General features: G+C 71.8%; 15 protein-coding genes. 10 read left to right on the top strand and 5 right to left on the bottom strand.

From position 1 onward, the window contains the following. The first annotated feature begins 1 nt into the window (after nt 1). The 3 genes from H4N58_RS11250 to H4N58_RS11240 all read left to right on the top strand — a co-directional run bounded on the left by H4N58_RS11250 (nt 2) and on the right by H4N58_RS11240 (nt 2355). Nucleotides 2-1138, top strand: coding sequence for a ferrochelatase (locus H4N58_RS11250; RefSeq protein ID WP_182397089.1), 1137 nt, complete (start codon nt 2-4; stop codon nt 1136-1138). Beyond that, a complete protein-coding gene (locus H4N58_RS11245) occupies nt 1135-1950 on the top strand; it encodes an inositol monophosphatase family protein (protein WP_167250696.1) in 816 nt (271 codons plus the stop codon). Before H4N58_RS11250 ends, H4N58_RS11245 begins: the two co-directional genes overlap by 4 nt. Nucleotides 1951-2058: 108 nt before the next feature. Beyond that, nucleotides 2059-2355, top strand: coding sequence for a DUF4193 domain-containing protein (locus H4N58_RS11240; protein WP_167003104.1), 297 nt, complete (start codon nt 2059-2061; stop codon nt 2353-2355). Nucleotides 2356-2427: 72 nt separating this feature from the next. On the opposite strand, the gene H4N58_RS11235 is transcribed toward H4N58_RS11240, so the two are convergent. From H4N58_RS11235 to H4N58_RS11225, 3 genes are all read right to left on the bottom strand, one after another. Further along, nucleotides 2428-2778, bottom strand: a complete 351-nt coding sequence (locus tag H4N58_RS11235; RefSeq protein WP_167003102.1) for a DUF4235 domain-containing protein — start codon at nt 2776-2778, stop codon at nt 2428-2430. 82 nt (nt 2779-2860) lie between these two features. Continuing rightward, on the bottom strand, nt 2861-4381 hold the full coding sequence (locus tag H4N58_RS11230; RefSeq protein ID WP_167250698.1) for a hypothetical protein: 1521 nt from the start codon (nt 4379-4381) through the stop codon (nt 2861-2863). A gap of 113 nt (nt 4382-4494) precedes the next feature. Continuing rightward, nucleotides 4495-4965, bottom strand: coding sequence for a DUF3093 domain-containing protein (locus H4N58_RS11225; RefSeq protein WP_208322342.1), 471 nt, complete (start codon nt 4963-4965; stop codon nt 4495-4497). A 65-nt stretch (nt 4966-5030) separates the two neighbouring features. Here H4N58_RS11225 and dut point away from each other — a divergent pair, with 65 nt between their 5' ends. Genes dut through H4N58_RS11205 form a run of 4 tightly spaced genes read left to right on the top strand, consistent with a single transcriptional unit; the run spans nt 5031 to nt 7399 of the window. Continuing rightward, a complete protein-coding gene (gene dut / locus H4N58_RS11220) occupies nt 5031-5474 on the top strand; it encodes a dUTP diphosphatase (protein ID WP_243842949.1) in 444 nt (147 codons plus the stop codon). Nucleotides 5475-5529: 55 nt separating this feature from the next. Then, the gene (locus tag H4N58_RS11215; RefSeq protein WP_167250700.1) at nt 5530-6225 is read left to right on the top strand and encodes a DUF3710 domain-containing protein; all 696 of its coding nucleotides are present in this window, start codon (nt 5530-5532) and stop codon (nt 6223-6225) included. Between the two features lie 56 nt (nt 6226-6281). Next, nucleotides 6282-6659, top strand: coding sequence for an OB-fold nucleic acid binding domain-containing protein (locus H4N58_RS11210; RefSeq protein WP_208322341.1), 378 nt, complete (start codon nt 6282-6284; stop codon nt 6657-6659). Beyond that, a complete protein-coding gene (locus H4N58_RS11205; RefSeq protein ID WP_167003094.1) occupies nt 6656-7399 on the top strand; it encodes a DUF3159 domain-containing protein in 744 nt (247 codons plus the stop codon). The genes H4N58_RS11210 and H4N58_RS11205 overlap by 4 nt, the downstream gene beginning before the upstream one ends. A 47-nt stretch (nt 7400-7446) precedes the next feature. Here the strand turns inward: H4N58_RS11205 and H4N58_RS11200 are convergent, their stop codons facing one another. Beyond that, nucleotides 7447-8142, bottom strand: coding sequence for a TrkA family potassium uptake protein (locus tag H4N58_RS11200; RefSeq protein WP_167003092.1), 696 nt, complete (start codon nt 8140-8142; stop codon nt 7447-7449). Next, nucleotides 8139-8810: a TrkA family potassium uptake protein gene (locus H4N58_RS11195; protein ID WP_167003090.1), complete on the bottom strand. Its 672-nt coding sequence runs from the start codon at nt 8808-8810 to the stop codon at nt 8139-8141. The genes H4N58_RS11200 and H4N58_RS11195 overlap by 4 nt, the downstream gene beginning before the upstream one ends. A gap of 74 nt (nt 8811-8884) precedes the next feature. On the opposite strand from H4N58_RS11195, the gene H4N58_RS11190 reads away from it, so the two are divergent. Genes H4N58_RS11190 through H4N58_RS11180 form a run of 3 tightly spaced genes read left to right on the top strand, consistent with a single transcriptional unit; the run spans nt 8885 to nt 14805 of the window. Beyond that, the gene (locus H4N58_RS11190; protein WP_167250818.1) at nt 8885-10897 is read left to right on the top strand and encodes an APC family permease; all 2013 of its coding nucleotides are present in this window, start codon (nt 8885-8887) and stop codon (nt 10895-10897) included. A gap of 26 nt (nt 10898-10923) precedes the next feature. After that, nucleotides 10924-12186, top strand: coding sequence for a class I SAM-dependent RNA methyltransferase (locus tag H4N58_RS11185; RefSeq protein ID WP_167250702.1), 1263 nt, complete (start codon nt 10924-10926; stop codon nt 12184-12186). A gap of 36 nt (nt 12187-12222) precedes the next feature. Beyond that, nucleotides 12223-14805 carry an SCO7613 C-terminal domain-containing membrane protein gene (locus H4N58_RS11180; RefSeq protein ID WP_167250704.1) on the top strand — a complete coding sequence of 861 codons (2583 nt, stop codon included), beginning with the start codon at nt 12223-12225 and terminating at the stop codon, nt 14803-14805. The last annotated feature ends 71 nt before the right edge of the window (nt 14806-14876 follow it).

Below are 14876 nucleotides of genomic sequence, written 5' to 3'. Positions count from 1 at the left end.
CATGGATCGACCCGTCCCCGACACCCGTCCGTACGACGCGTTCCTGCTGGTCTCCTTCGGGGGGCCGGAGCAGCCTGACGACGTCGTCCCGTTCCTCGAGAACGTCACCCGCGGGCGCGGCATCCCGCGCGAGCGGCTCGTGGAGGTGGGAGAGCACTACTTCTCGTTCGGCGGACGTTCGCCGATCAACGACCAGAATCGCGACCTGCTCGCCGTCCTCCAGCTCGAGCTGCGCACCCACGGCATCGACCTGCCGATCTACTGGGGCAACCGCAACTGGGATCCCTACCTCGCGGACACGCTCGCGCAGATGCGCGACGACGGCGTGGAGCGGGCCGTGTGCCTGTTCACGAGCGCGTACACGTCGTACTCCGGCTGCCGCCAGTATCGCGAGAACCTGTACGACGCGACCGCCGCAGTCGGCGAGGACGCGCCGCGGCTCGACCGGATCCGCCACTACTTCAACCACCCGGGGTTCGTCGCCCCGTTCGTCGACGGCACCGTGGGGGCGCTCGACCGGCTCGGCGACGAGGGCTACGACGCTGCGGCCACCCGGCTGGTGTTCGTCACCCACTCGATCCCGGACGCGATGAACGAGGCGAGCGGGCGCTTCACCACCGGCGAGGCGCTCGTCGGTGGTGCCGCCTACGTGCGCGAGCACCGCGACGTCGCCGCGCAGGTCGCCTCCGCCGTCGCCGAGCGCACCGGCGTCGAGCGGGCGTACGACCTCGTGTACTGCTCCCGCTCGGGCTCGCCGCACGTGCCGTGGCTCGAGCCGGACGTCAACGACCACCTCGAGCAGCTCACCGCGGAGGGCGTCGCGTCGGTGGTCCTGATCCCGATCGGCTTCGTGTCGGACCACATGGAGGTCATCTACGACCTCGACACGGAGGCGAAGGAGACCGCGGAGCGGCTCGGACTCGGCTTCGCGAGGGTCCCGACTCCCGGGGTGGATCCGCGGTTCGTCGCCGCGATCCGTGAGCTGGTCGTCGAGCGGGCTGCGGCCGCACGTGGCGAGGAGCCTGTGCAGCCCGTCGTCGGCGAGCTCCCGCCGAGCTGGAACGCGTGTCCCGCCGGGTGCTGTGCCAACCTCCGGGACCCCGAGCGGCCGGCGCTGCTGGGGGAGAAGACCCCGTGACCGGTCGTCCCGACCCAGAGGCGCTGGGGACGCTGGCGCTGAGGACCGCGCGAGCTGCCGCTGCGTTCGTACGCGAGCGCCGACCGGCCGGCAGAGTCGACGTCGCGGCCACGAAGTCGAGTCCGACCGACCCCGTCACGGAGATCGACCGCGCGACCGAGCAGCTCGTACGGTCGATGATCCTCGCCGAGCGGCCCGACGACGCCTTCCTGGGAGAGGAGGGCGGGGAGAGCCTCGTGGGCTCCACCGGTGTGCGGTGGGTCGTCGACCCGATCGACGGCACCGTCAACTTCATCTACGGGCTCCCGCAGTACGCCGTCGCCATCGCTGCCGAGGTCGACGGTGTCGTCGAGGCAGGGTGCGTCGTGGACGTTGCAGCGGGCCACGAGTTCACCGCCGTGCGAGGAAACGGCTCGTTCTGGCGGGAGTGCCCGTCGCGCGAGGCGGTCAGGCTGCAGTCGGTCGCCCCTGCTGCGACCTCTCAGGCCCTCGTCGCGACCGGGTTCAACTACGTGCCCGAGGTGCGGGCACGGCAAGCACAGGCAGTAGCGCGGATGCTGCTCGATGTACGTGATATCCGTCGCACCGGATCGGCCGCGCTCGACCTCTGCGCGCTTGCCGCGGGCCATCTCGACGCGTACGTCGAGCAGGGTCTGGCACCATGGGACCTGGCCGCAGGGGGCCTGATCGCAAGGGAGGCCGGGGTTATCGTGACCGGACTCGACGGTCCCCCGGACGAACGACTGGTCGTCGCCGCACCGGAAGCGTTTGCGGAGGAATTTTTGCGGCTCGTACGCGCTTGTGGCTTCTGAAGTTGGGTCGTGCCGATCTGTGTGGCACAATCTGCGCGCCTGAAGGTTATGGAAATGGGATGAGCCCGCCCCTCGGGGGCCGGGTGCGAGACGTCAAGAGGAGGGTTCATGGCGACCGACTACGACGCTCCTCGGAAGACCGAAGAAGAGCAGTCGGAAGACAGCATCGAGGAGCTCAAGGCTCGTCGGCACGAGAAGAACTCCGGCAAGGTCGATGAGGACGAGGTCGAAGCGGCCGAGTCTTTCGAGCTGCCCGGAGCCGATCTGTCGCACGAGGAACTCTCGGTCCAGGTGCTTCCTAGGCAGCTGGACGAGTTCACATGCACGTCGTGCTTCCTGGTGCATCACCGCAGTCAGCTCGCCCGTGAGAAGGGCAAGCAGCTGATCTGCGTGGACTGCGCTTAATCAGGTTCAACGACGACGCCCCCGAACCGTCTGACGGTCGGGGGCGTCGTCGTGTCCTGGTGGGACGGACGGTCAGGTCTTGGGGTGCTTGAACCCCGGAGGCAGGTCGCCGGTGGACTTCACCCAGTAGGCGACCGCCTGGCGGTTGAGGACCACCTTGATCAGGCCGGCGCTCGCACCAGCCAGCACTGCCCACGCCACCGCCTCGCGGGTCGCCATGCCCGGATCGCGCGAGGCGTCGGCGCTGGGCGGCCGGTGGCCTGTGGCGGCCCTCCAGACGAGTGCGGCGGCCTGGGTCGCGATGACACCGGCCGCGATCGTCGAGGTGCGGTCGATCAGTCGCCACGCCGCCTTGCTGGGCCGCTTCTGCTTCGGCTTCTTCGCCGTCGTGCCCGCCGCCGGCTTCTTTGCGCTGCGCGCCACGCTCACCCGTCCTTTCGTCGTCGAGGTGCGGAGGCCCGCACAGCCGAAACGGTAGCGCCTCCGGCAGCCGATGCGCGGGCGGTCACGTCCGGCGGGTACGGAGATGGTCGCCGAGATGGCCGACGTAGACCCTGCGGGTCGGCCCGGACGTGTCGTCGTAGAAGTAGAGCCGGGGGGTGGGCCTGCCGCCGCCGAGCTGGATGCGGATGTGGGGGCCGAAGAAGGCCTTCCCGGACGGCGCGACCTCACGGGGGAGCGTGAAGGTACGGGGTTCGCGGAAGTGCGGGGTGTCCTTGATGAGCTGGGACTCGCCCGCGGCCACGTGCTTGGGGGAGATCGTCGGGCGCGGATGATCCTCGACGTACGCCCGAAGGCTGGGCGCTGTCGCGGTGCCGCCGGCCTTGGCGGCGGCGTACTCCTCGAGGAGCGTGAGGGCCTCCCACGAGCGCTGACGCCAGCGTGGTGATTTGGCGTGCTCGTCGATCGCCGCCGCGCGGACCTCGAGGTCGTCGGCGAGGTCAACGTGCTTCAGCGTGCGGCGCGCGGCGGCCAGCAGGTCGGCGAACGTCGCGAACTCCGGAGGAGGAGGAGGAGGAGGGACGCGCGGCGCCGCCTCCGGCTCTCGCGAGACAGGGGCGGCCGCTGGAGGGCCCACCTGGGCCGCTGGCGCCGCCTTCTGCTGCTCTGTGCGGGCGACGAGGGTCTCGAGCTGGCGGATGCGGCGGCGGGCCGTGTGCAGCTCGTTGTCGAGGCGATCTGCTCGGGAGGTCTGACGCTCGATCTCGCGTCGCAGCGCGAGCTCCTCGGGGTCGTCCTCGTCCGCAAGCAGGTTGCGGAGCTTGTCGGCGGCATTGGTGGCGAGCGCCATCTGGACCTCGGTGCCCAGCTCGACCACGGCGCAGGCGATCACGCGGGCGAGCCGCCGAGGGTCTTCTCGGAGGGGGAAATGGGTGGCGATCTCGCGTGCCCGGTGTTCGTGGGCTGTGCGGGCGACCACGGCCCCACCAGCGCGCGGCAGGGCGAGCCCGTACGCGCCCAGGACGCAGGTGACGGCGTCACGGACGCGCTCGGGGACGACGAGGATCGGAACGACCGGGCGCGCCGCAGCGGGCACGGCCTTCTCGACGAGCCGTACGACAGTGTCCTCGGTCGTCTCGGCGCTGACGAAGATCACGACGGACGGGAGCTCGACGGACCACCATCTCTCGAGCACCGCGATCGGGGGGCCGAGCAGGTCGATGACCTGCGAGGTGGGCCCGATCGGTTGGCCGAACTGGCCTGACAGCCGCTCACGCGGCAGTCGCGCGGCCGAGAGGACGTCAGACCCCAGCGCGCCCGCGCGCATCGGCGACAACCCGATGAAGAGGGTGAGGATCTCGCGCCCGTCGCCGTTGCGTCCGATCGGATAGGGGAGGACGAGGCAGCGCTGGGACTGGGCGAAGTGGACCCGCATCAAGCTCTCGGAGCGCAGCCCGACCGACTGGTTCTGGGTGTGCGACACCACGGTGTCGACCTCGTCCCTCGACTCTGCGAACATGCGATCGACGAACGCGGGCCAGTCGTCGCGCTGCATGAGGACCAGTCCGCCTCCGAATCCCTCCACGGCTGCTCCTCGGTCCCACGATCGGTCGTGTCAGTCCGCACAACCTAATCTCCGTGGGGGGGCCTGAGAAGGTTTTCCGCAGCCTTCGGCGAGAATCGCCCTCAGGTCGTTATCTAGCCGCGGGCGCGTCGCGCGAGGAGGGCATCGGCGAGCTCGTGCGGGTGACGGGTGCCGATGAGCCAGTAGGGCGTCGGGTCGCGGGGATCGACGACCTCGATGCGGACCGCCGTGGTGATGTACGGCCGGATCAGGAAGAACGCGCGTGCGTCGGCCTGCGGGCCGTGCAGCGCGCGGGTCTGGGCGGCGTCGAGGACAGTCACCTCGCCGCAGTGCACGAGCGGGATGCGCGCCGAACCGGCGCGCAGGTGCACGTTGGACACCTCGACCGCGGCGCTGCCGTACTGCACGAGCCCAAACCCGATGGCCACCGCGGCGAGGAGCGCCGCAGCGAGCGCCACCCACGCGGGAGTGGCGAGGGCGAAGATCCACCAGACCATGAAGGCGAGGCCGACGGCGCCGAGCCACCACGACGCTGGGACGCTCAGGTGCTCGCGGTACGACGGCACATCGGCGTCACGGGTCATGCGACAAGGTTGCCATGCGGGTAAGGGTGCCCTGACCGGTAGGGTCGTGCGACATGGTCGAGGTCATGCTCACACGTCTGGACGACGGTGTCCCGCTCCCGTCGTACGCCCATCCCGACGACGCGGGGGCGGATCTCTGCACGACGGTCGACGTGAGGCTCCAGCCGGGTGAGCGGGCGCTCGTCCCGACCGGGATCGCCGTCGCGCTGCCGTCGGGCTACGTCGCTCTCGTGCACCCGCGCTCGGGTCTCGCAGCCCGCTGCGGGCTCTCGATCGTCAACGCTCCCGGCACCGTCGACGCGGGGTACCGTGGCGAGATCAAGGTGTGCCTTATCAACCTCGACCGGACGGAGCCGATCGTCCTCTCGAGGGGCGACCGGATCGCCCAGCTGGTGCTTCAGCGAGTCGAACGCGCCGACTTCCGCGTCGTCGACGCCCTCCCGCCGTCCGTGCGTGGCGACGGGGGGTACGGTTCGACGGGTGGTTTCGCCGTGACGCAGGCCACCTGATCGAGAGGCACGGCGCTGTCGAGCCACGGGACACGAGGACGAGAGGAGCGCGGTGATGTTCGGTCGTCGCAAGAAGGACCACGACGAGACGGCTGCGGAGGCCACGGAGCCCGAGACCGGGGCCGCGGATGCTCCGCAGGCGGGCGAGGACCAGGGCAGCGCTGCGGCGCCGTACGACCGGTCCCAAGGTCCGTGGGACGCCTCCGAGCGTGAGATCCCCGAGGACGACCCGACGTTCGTCGATGTCGGTGCCCTGATCGTGCACGGACGCGTCGGGCTCGACCTGCAGATCCCCACCGACCCCGAGACGGGGGTCGCCACCTCCGTGGTCGCGCTTGCCGAGGAGAGCGCGGTCGAGCTGCGCGCCTTCGCCGCGCCGCGTGGCGGCGGCCTGTGGGCGGAGATCCGCCCCGAGATCATCGCCGAGGTCGAGCGCGTGGGCGGCAAGGTCGACGAGGTCGACTCGACGTTCGGACGCGAGCTGCGCGTCGAGGTGCCGGTCCAGGCCCCGGACGGTCGTCAGGGCGTCCAGGCGAGCCGTATCATCGGCGTCGACGGGCCCCGGTGGCTGCTGCGCGCGACCTTCATGGGCAAGCTCGGCTCGTCCTCGGACCCCGACAGCGTCCTCGAGCAGGCGGTCCGTGACGTCGTCGTCGTCCGTGGCTCGACCCCGATGCCGCCGCGCGAGCAGATCCCCGTCGTCGTGCCCGCCGGTGCCGTGCGCGCCGAGCAGCCGACGACTGAGGCCTGATCTACCGCTGGTGACGTCCCGGCGGCCTAGGCTGGACGCATGACGAGGCAGTCCTCATGACGAGCGCGGGAGCGGTGACCCGGATGTGGAGTCGTGCCCGTGACCGCATGTCCGGCCTCACCGAGCGTGCGGACGACGAAGCGCTGCGGCGTGGCGCGCTGACGGCAGGCTGCCGTCCGGTCTGCGATCAGCGGGCCGGCGACGTCGTCACGGTGCACGGTGAGCTTCGCGCCGTGACCCTCCGCCCGCGGACAGGCGCACGTGCGCTCGAGGCGACGCTGTACGACGGCACCGGCGCGCTGACGCTGATCTGGCTCGGGCGCAGCCGCATCGCCGGCATCGAGGCCGGCCGCGCCCTCACCGCAACGGGCCGTCTCGGGCTTCGCGACGGCGATCGTGTGATCTACAACCCCCGATACGAGCTGAGTCGATGAGCGAGAGCACCCCCTCCCCGCAAGACCCCGCGCCGCAGGGGGGCCCCGCGACGACGGTCACCGTCGAGCAGGTCGTCCGTTCCCAGCTCGCCAAGGCGCTCGGCGGCGTCCGCGGGATGCTCGAGGCCGCGGTCCCGACGATCGGCTTCACGGTGAGCTGGATCGTCACGCGCGACCTCAAGCTGGCGCTGTGGATCAGCGGCAGCCTCGCCGTCGCGCTGCTGGCCGTCCGCCTCGTCCAGCGCAGCACGACGCAGTTCGTCCTCAACTCGCTCTTCGGGATCGCGATCGCCGCCGTCTTCGCGCTGCGCTCGGGCGAGGCCCGTGACGCGTTCCTGCCCGGCCTCATCTACAACGGCGGCTATGCCGTGCTGCTCGTGTTCACGGTGCTCATCGGCTGGCCGATCGTCGGCTTCATCGTCGGCAGCGTCACGGGCGACCCCACGGCGTGGCACCGCGACAAGGCCCTCGTACGGCTCTGCTCGCGGTTGACGCTGATCCTCGCCCTGCCGTGCGTGCTGCGTGTCCTCGTCCAGTACCCGCTGTGGGCGGCGGACGAGGTCGGGCTGCTCGGCACGGCAAAGGTCGTCATGGGGTGGCCACTGCAGATCGCGACCCTCGCCGGCATGGTGTACCTGCTCGGTCGCAACCACACGCCCGTCTCCGACCCGGAGGCCGCCGGCCGCCTGCTCTCGCGCGAGGCACTTGAGATCCAGCCGAAGGTGCAGCCGCGCGACTGAGCGGACGTCATACGTCTGGAGGTACGGGGCCCTCGTCCGGGATGACGTCAGAGAGCGTCTGGCGAGTCCGGGTCAGCGTGGTGCTCGACCGGCGCGAGCAGGTGCTGGAGCGCCTCCTCGGAATCCTCCGGGGCCACGAACAGCAGCTCGTCGCCGGCCTCGAGGGAACGGTCGGGCTCGGGCACCTGGATGCCGTTGTGGCGCAGGATCGCCACGAGGACCACGTCGCGCGGCCACCGGACGTCGCTGACCCGGACGCTCACCAGGGGTGAGTCCGCCGGCAGCGTGAGCTCGACCAGGTTGGCGTGCGAGCCGCGCAGCGAGAACAGGCGAACGAGGTCGCCGACCGTCACCGCCTCCTCGACCAGTGCCGACATGATGCGTGGCGTCGACACCGAGACGTCGACGCCCCACGCGTCGCTGAACAGCCACTCGTTGTCGGGGTGGTTCACCCGGGCGACCGTACGACCGACGCCGAACTCGGTCTTGGCCAGCAGCGAGACGACAAGGTTGGCCTTGTCGTCGCCGGTCGCGGCGATCACGACGTCGAAGAGTTCGAGGCGCGCGACGTCGAGCGCGGAGAGCTCGCACGCATCGGCGAGGAGCCAGTCAGCGCCGGGCACGGTGTCGGAGCGGATCGCGCGCGGGTTGCGGTCGATGAGGAGCACGCCGTGGCCGTTCTCCAGGAGCTCGGCGGCGATGGAGCGGCCGACCGCGCCCGCACCGGCGATGGCGACCTTCATGCGTCCTCCTCGCGGGGACCTTCGGACAGCGTGCTGAAGACGGTCTCGGAGTCGCTGATGAGCGAGAAGAGGTGGAGCACGTCACCGTCCTGGAGCACCATCTGCGCATCGGGGATCTCGGCGGTGCCGTAGCGGGAGATGCTCGCCACCCGCCCTCGTGTGGCCGCTTCGAGGGCGCTGACCGTACGCCCCACCCAGGCCTCAGGGACCGAGACCTGGTCGGCGCGGACCTTGCCGGACGGGTCGGTGTAGACCACCGAGCTGTGTCCGGCGGGGAGGAGCTTGCGGAGCACCTGGTCGGCGGCCCACGTCACGGTCGCGACCGTGGGGACGCCGAGACGCTCGAACACCTCGGCGCGGCCCGGGTCGTAGATGCGTGCGACGACCGTGTCGACGCCGAACTGCTCGCGCGCGACCCGCGCCGAGATGATGTTGGAGTTGTCGCCCGACGAGACCGCGGCGAAGGCGCCAGCCCGCTCGATGCCCGCCCGGCGCTGGATGTCCCGGTCGAACCCGAGACCGGTCACCGTCATCCCTGCGAAAGAGGGACCGAGACGGCGGAAGGCATCGGGGTCGCTGTCGATGACGGCCACGGAGTGACCGCGCGACTCGAGACGGTGCGCGAGGGTCGATCCGACCCGTCCGCATCCCATGATCACGACATGCACGCGATGACGCTACACCGCTGACGGTGGTGGCGAGGGCGGAGTGGACGCGGCGGGTCTACCATCCTCGGGTGGGAATGGCCGAGCTGGGCAAGCGCGTGTTCCTCGGACGCAAGCTGCGCAGCACGCAGCTCGACGAGACGTTGCTCCCGAAGCGCATCGCGCTTCCAGTTTTCGCGAGCGATGCGCTCTCGTCCGTGGCGTACGCGCCCGACGAGATCTTCCTCGTGCTGTCGATGGGCGGCCTGTCCGCGTACGCGTTCAACTGGAAGATCGGCCTCGCCGTCGCGGTCGTGATGTTGACGGTGGTGGCGTCATACCGGCAGAACGTCCGCGCCTACCCCAGCGGCGGTGGCGACTACGAGGTCGCCACGGTCAACCTCGGGCCCCGCGCGGGCGTGACCGTCGCCTCCGCGCTGATGGTCGACTACGTGCTGACGGTCGCGGTGTCGATCTCGTCGGGCGTCCAGAACGCGACGGCCGCGCTGCCGTGGCTCAACGGGCACGAGGCGCTGGCGGCTTCCGCGCTCGTGCTGCTGCTGATCGCGGCCAACCTGCGGGGGCTTCGCGAGTCCGGTGCCGCGTTCGCGATCCCGTCATACCTGTTCATGTTCTGCATCCTCGGCATGGCCGTGTGGGGCTTCGTGAGGTACGCGTGGGGAGATCTCCCGAAGGTGGCAAGCGGCGACCTCGATCTCGTCGCGGAGGAGCCGTACACGGGTGCCGTCTCGGCGATCGCGATGACGTTCCTCGTCGCGCGGGCCTTCTCGTCGGGCTGCGCCGCGCTGACCGGCGTCGAGGCGATCAGCAACGGTGTCCCGGCGTTCCGGCGCCCCAAGAGCAAGAACGCCGCCACGACGCTCGCCCTCCTAGGCATCATCTCGGTGACGATGCTCACGAGCATCATCGTTCTGGCCGACCTCACCCATCTGCGGTTCGCGGAGGATCCGGCCACGCAGCTGACCCGTGACGGCGTGCCGGTCGGCGACGACTACGTGCAGGACACCGTCATCGGGCAGCTCGCGGCTGCGGTCTACGACAACGTGCCCGTGCTCTTCTACCTCACCGTCGCGACCACCGGCATCATCCTCGTCCTGGCGGCCAACACGGCGTTCAACGGCTTCCCCGTGCTCGGATCGGTGCTCGCGCGCGACGGCCATCTGCCACGCCAGCTCGACACCCGCGGCGACCGTCTCGCGTTCAGCAACGGCATCGTCCTCCTCGGTCTCGCGGCGGTCGTGCTGATCCTCGCGTTCGACGCCGAGGTGACCAGACTCATCCAGCTCTACATCGTCGGCGTGTTCGTCTCGTTCACGCTCAGCCAGCTCGGGATGATCCGGCACTGGGGAAGGCTGCTGCGCGCGGAGCCCGACCCGGCCGAGCGTGGACGGATGAAGCGCTCCCGGGCGGTCAACCTGTTCGGTCTCGCGATGACCGCGACGGTCCTGGTGATCGTCTTCGTCACGAAGTTCCTCGCCGGTGCCTGGATCGCGATCACCGCGATGGTCGTGCTCTATCTCCTCATGCGTGCGATCCGACGGCACTACGACCTGGTGGCCGACGAGCTGGCGGTCGACGACTCCGACACGACGCTCCCATCCCGGGTGCACGCGATCGTGCTCGTCGGGCGGCTCCACAAGCCGGTCATGCGGGCGCTCGCGTACGCGCGGGTCTCGAGGCCCGACACGCTCGAGGCGCTCACGGTCGACCTCGACCGCGCGTCCACGGCTCAGCTGACCAATCAGTGGGACGACCTGGGCATCCCGGTGCCGCTGGTGGTCGTCGGCTCGCCATACCGCGAGCTGGTCCGGCCGGTCATCAAGTACGTCAAGGAGCTGCGGCGCCAGAGTCCGCGCGACATCGTGATGGTCTACGTCCCCGAGTACGTCGTCGGCCGCTGGTACGAGCAGGTCCTGCACAACCAGACGGCGCTGCGGCTGAAGGGGCGGCTGCTGTTCACGCCCGGCGTGCTCGTCACGAGCGTCCCGTATCAGCTGCAGTCGGCCAAGCGTCGCGGTCCCGAGCGGGTACGCCCGGTCCCCGGCGAGGTGCGGCAGGGGCGGACCGTCAGCGACCGCCGCGACTCCTGACGGAGGCCGTACGGCACCCTTGAGGGATGCAGTCACCTACGGACGAACGTCGCGACCTCGCTGGCACCCGGATGGAGCTCGAGGTGGGTGCCGTCGCTCACGGGGGGCACTGCGTGGCGCGGTGGGACGGCCAGGTCGTCTTCGTCCGTCACACGCTCCCTGGCGAGCGGGTGGTCGCCGAGATCACCGAGGGACGCGAGGGTGACCGCTTCCTCCGTGCCGATGCCGTCGAGGTCCTCGACGCGGCGCCTGGTCGGGTCGAGCCGCGCTGCCCTGTCGCCCGTCCCGGAGGGTGCGGGGGATGCGACTTCCAGCACGCCTCCCTGGCCACGCAGCGCGAGCTCCTCGGCTCGGTGGTCCGCGAGCAGCTGTCGCGGCTGGCCGGGATCGACCGGGAGGTGACCGTACGCCCGCCGCTCGGCGAGGCGGCACGCGACGGTCTCGGATGGCGCACGCGGGTGACCTTTGCGGCGACCGAGGACGGCACGCTCGGGCTGCGGCGCCACCGCTCGCACGCGATCGTGCCGCTCGACGACTGCCCTATCGCGTCGCGCGACCTCCCGAACGTCCTGTCCGTCCGCTGGCCCGCCTCGCGGGTGACGGCGGTGGCCGGCTCCGACGGCGACGCGCTCGCAGCCGCGTACGACGTGACAGGGGGGCTTCCAGCGGTGGAGGCCACCGGTGTGCTCGCCGACGGCGCCACGGTCCACGGGCGCGGCTGGGTGCGTGAGGTTGTCGGCGATCGCGGCTTCCGCGTCGGGGGCGCCGGCTTCTGGCAGGTCCACCCCGACGCCGCGACCACGCTCGTCGACGCCGTGATGCGGGCGGCCGCGCCGAAGCCGGGGGAGCGGGTCGCCGACCTGTACGCCGGCGTCGGACTGTTCTCCGCGTTCCTCGGCGAGGCTGTGGGGACGGACGGGGTGGTCGTCAGCGTCGAGGGTGACGCGCAGGCCTCGCGCGACGCCCGCCGCAACCTGCACGACCTCCCTCAGGCCAGGATCGTCACCGGTGACGTGGCCCGTGTGCTGGCGCGCGGAGAGGCGGGGGAGCAGTGCGACGTGGTCGTCCTCGACCCGCCCCGTACGGGGGCGCGTGCGAAGGTCGTGCGGGCGATCGCGGCGCTGCGCCCGCGCAGGGTCGTCTACGTCGCGTGCGACCCGGCGGCGCTGGCGCGCGACGTCAAGACGTTCGTCGAGCTCGGCTACACCCTCGGCGACCTCGAGGCGTACGCGCTGTTCCCGATGACGCACCACGTCGAGTGCGTGGCGACGCTGGACCTCGCGCCCTGACCCTGAGGTGACTCCGCCTCGCGAGACACTTCACCGGTGACGTACGCCGATCCCCTGCACTGCCCGAGCTGTGGCGCACCTGCGGCCGGGGTGGAACGCTGCCCGAGGTGCGGTGTCCAGCTGCGAGGAGAGCGCCCGCTGCGCCTGCTCGGCCTTCTCGCGGAGGCCGACCGCGTGCTGGCGGAGATGCGGGCGGAGGCGGCCGCCACGGCGGCGCGGCCGGCGGGTCCGAGCGTGCCCTCGTGGTCGCCATCGGCCGCGGGCCCGGCCGCGGAGGCGCCGCAGCAGCCGTCGTCGTACGGGGCCCAGCAGCCGCCGCCGTGGTCGCCGCGCCACCCGGCGTACAGAGCGTCGTCGCCGCGCCACACCTGGTCGGTGGGCGGCACCCTCCTCGCCCTCGGCTCGCTGTGCCTGGTGGTCGCAGGGTTCGTGTTCGTCGCGGTGGGGTGGGGGAGCCTCGGCCTGACCGGCCGGACCCTCGTCCTCGTCGCCCTCACGACGGCCGTGGCCGGTGCCGCTGCGTGGGTCACCACGCGACGTCTGCGGGCGTCCGCCGAGGCGCTGTGGACGGTCTGCGGGCTCCTCGCCGCCGTCGACGTCGGTGCCGGGGTGCGTGCCGGCGTCCTCGGCCTGGACACCCTCGACGCGGACCTGCTGATCCTCGGCTTCTCCGCCGTGCTCGCCGTGGCCAGCCTCGGCGTCGCGCTCTGGGCACGACAGTGGCTCCGACGCGTCGTGGCGGCCGAGGTCGGGTTGGTGATCGGGCTGGTCACGGGCACGGTCGCCGCGCTGGTCGTCCTTCCCGTCGACCTGCGGTGGACCCTCACGGCGGCGTCGGCGGGCCTCGTGCTCGCGACCCTCGGCCTCGTACGCCTCCGGCTGACGGTCGCGGCGTGGGCCGTCGGGCTGTGCGCCGCGGGCGCGGTTCCGGGCAGTGCCGCCGTCCTCGTCACCGCCGTCGCGATCTCCGACGGGGCCGCAACCCGCTGGACCCGCGGCGACGCGCCCGCGCTGCTGCTCCTCGGTGCGGTGACGGCGGGCCTGGCCGCGCTCGTGGCCCGGACGCTCGAGGCGCGGGCGCTGACTGCACCTGCCACGCTTGCCCGTGCTTTCGGCGGGTTCGGCGCCGCGCTGTGCCTGGTCGTGGTCGCGCTCCTCGGACGTGGCGTGCCGGTGGAGGTGGCCACGCTGACGTGGGTCCTCGTCCCTCTCGCGACCGCTGGGGTCGGTGCGCGCCTGTCGCCGCCCGGGTGGGCGACCGGCGTCCGCGCCACGCTCGTCCCTGCCGCGCTTCCTCTCGTGGGTGCGCTGCTCGCCACCGGGGGTGCGGCCGGTCTGGCGGTGGCGGAGTCGTGGCTGCCGGGCTGGGACGACGACGTCGCTCTCCGGTTCACCACGGAATGGGGCGATCCGGTGTGGCTGGTCGCCTGCACATGGCTCGGGGCGGCGGCCGTCGTGGCGGTCGTCGCGTGCTGGAGGGCAGCGGCGCGCGCGCCGGCGATCCGTACGACCTCGTGGGTCGTGGTCGCGCTGCTGAGCGCCGGAGGGGTCGTCGTGGTCGGGGTGCTCCTCGAGGCGCCGGTCCTGGTGGTGGCGTTGAGTGCGCTCGGGGTCGCGGGAGCGGCGGGGGCGACGTGGCTGGTCCGAGGCTCCGGTGACCTCGCGGTGGCCGCGGCCTGCACCGCACCGCCGGCCGCGGTCGTCGCCGTGCTCCTCCCGATCGGTTCCGCGCCGGCGGCGGCGACGGTGTGGTGCGCGGTCGCGATGGTGGCCGCGCTGGTGACGGTCGCCGCGCTGTCCGACGGGCGCCGCGATGCCGCAGCCGTCGCCGCGGGTTCGGCCGCCGCCCTCGGCGTCGCGGGGGTGCTCGCCTGGGTCGACGTCTCCGGCGCCGGGCTCCGCACAGGCGCGCTGGTCGCCAGCGGGCTGGTCGTCGCGCTCCTCGCGTCAGCGTCGGTGCCCACCCTGCCGCGTTCGTTGCGGGTGCCGTGGGAGATCGTCGCCGGCGGAACCGCCTGCCTCGCGCTGGTCGAGGCACTCGATGCGAGCCTCGGATGGTTCAGCCTGTGCCTGACCGTCCTCGGCGTCGCGGTGACCGTCGCCGGCATCCTGCGGTACGACCGCAGGCCATACATGGTGCTCGGCACGGTCCTCCTCGGCACGGCGTACGTGACGCGCCTGGCTGCCTCGGACGTGGACATCGTCGAGGCGTACACGCTGCCGTTCGGGCTGCTGCTCCTCGCTGCAGGGCTGCTGCGCATGCGGCACCAGCGCGGTCAGAGCTCTGCGGCGCTGCTGCCCGGACTCGGCCTCGCCCTCCTCCCGAGCCTGCCGGCGACGCTCGACGACCCGGCCTCCGTCCGTGGCCTGCTGCTGGCCGCTGCGGGGATCGGTCTCCTCGCGGTCGGCACCGTCGTCCGCCAGAAGGCGCCGTTCGTCGTCGGCGCCACCCTGACGACCCTGCTGGTGGTGCGTTGGGCAGGGCCGTTCGTCGGCGACCTGCCCCGGTGGATCCCGCTCGGGGCCGTCGGTCTCGCGCTGGTGCTGGCGGGGGCCACGTGGGAGGCACGCGTGCGCGACGCGCGCGCCGTCGTCGCATACGTCCGTACGCTGCGCTGAGGCGGACGGGCCATTGCCGCGAGCACTGCGCGCGTGCTTGGATGTCGGCACCGTCAGCGGGTGAGGGAGCA

It is taken from the genome of Mumia sp. ZJ1417 (assembly GCF_014127285.1).
GTDB lineage: Bacteria > Actinomycetota > Actinomycetes > Propionibacteriales > Nocardioidaceae > Mumia.
The sequence above is the reverse complement of the archived record's forward strand: the minus strand, read 5'-3'. Positions and strand labels throughout refer to the sequence as shown.

What these genes read in the sequence shown, in the direction of transcription:
- H4N58_RS11210 (WP_208322341.1), top strand. Translation starts at nt 6,282, where the DNA reads ATGACGAGCGCGGGAGCGGTGACCCGGATGTGGAGTCGTGCCCGTGAC.
- H4N58_RS11205 (WP_167003094.1), top strand. Translation starts at nt 6,656, where the DNA reads ATGAGCGAGAGCACCCCCTCCCCGCAAGACCCCGCGCCGCAGGGGGGC.
- H4N58_RS11185 (WP_167250702.1), top strand. Translation starts at nt 10,924, where the DNA reads ATGCAGTCACCTACGGACGAACGTCGCGACCTCGCTGGCACCCGGATG.
- H4N58_RS11240 (WP_167003104.1), top strand. Translation starts at nt 2,059, where the DNA reads ATGGCGACCGACTACGACGCTCCTCGGAAGACCGAAGAAGAGCAGTCG.
- H4N58_RS11200 (WP_167003092.1), bottom strand. Translation starts at nt 8,142, where the DNA reads ATGAAGGTCGCCATCGCCGGTGCGGGCGCGGTCGGCCGCTCCATCGCC.
- H4N58_RS11215 (WP_167250700.1), top strand. Translation starts at nt 5,530, where the DNA reads ATGTTCGGTCGTCGCAAGAAGGACCACGACGAGACGGCTGCGGAGGCC.
- H4N58_RS11225 (WP_208322342.1), bottom strand. Translation starts at nt 4,965, where the DNA reads ATGACCCGTGACGCCGATGTGCCGTCGTACCGCGAGCACCTGAGCGTC.
- H4N58_RS11250 (WP_182397089.1), top strand. Translation starts at nt 2, where the DNA reads ATGGATCGACCCGTCCCCGACACCCGTCCGTACGACGCGTTCCTGCTG.
- dut (WP_243842949.1), top strand. Translation starts at nt 5,031, where the DNA reads ATGCTCACACGTCTGGACGACGGTGTCCCGCTCCCGTCGTACGCCCAT.
- H4N58_RS11190 (WP_167250818.1), top strand. Translation starts at nt 8,885, where the DNA reads ATGGCCGAGCTGGGCAAGCGCGTGTTCCTCGGACGCAAGCTGCGCAGC.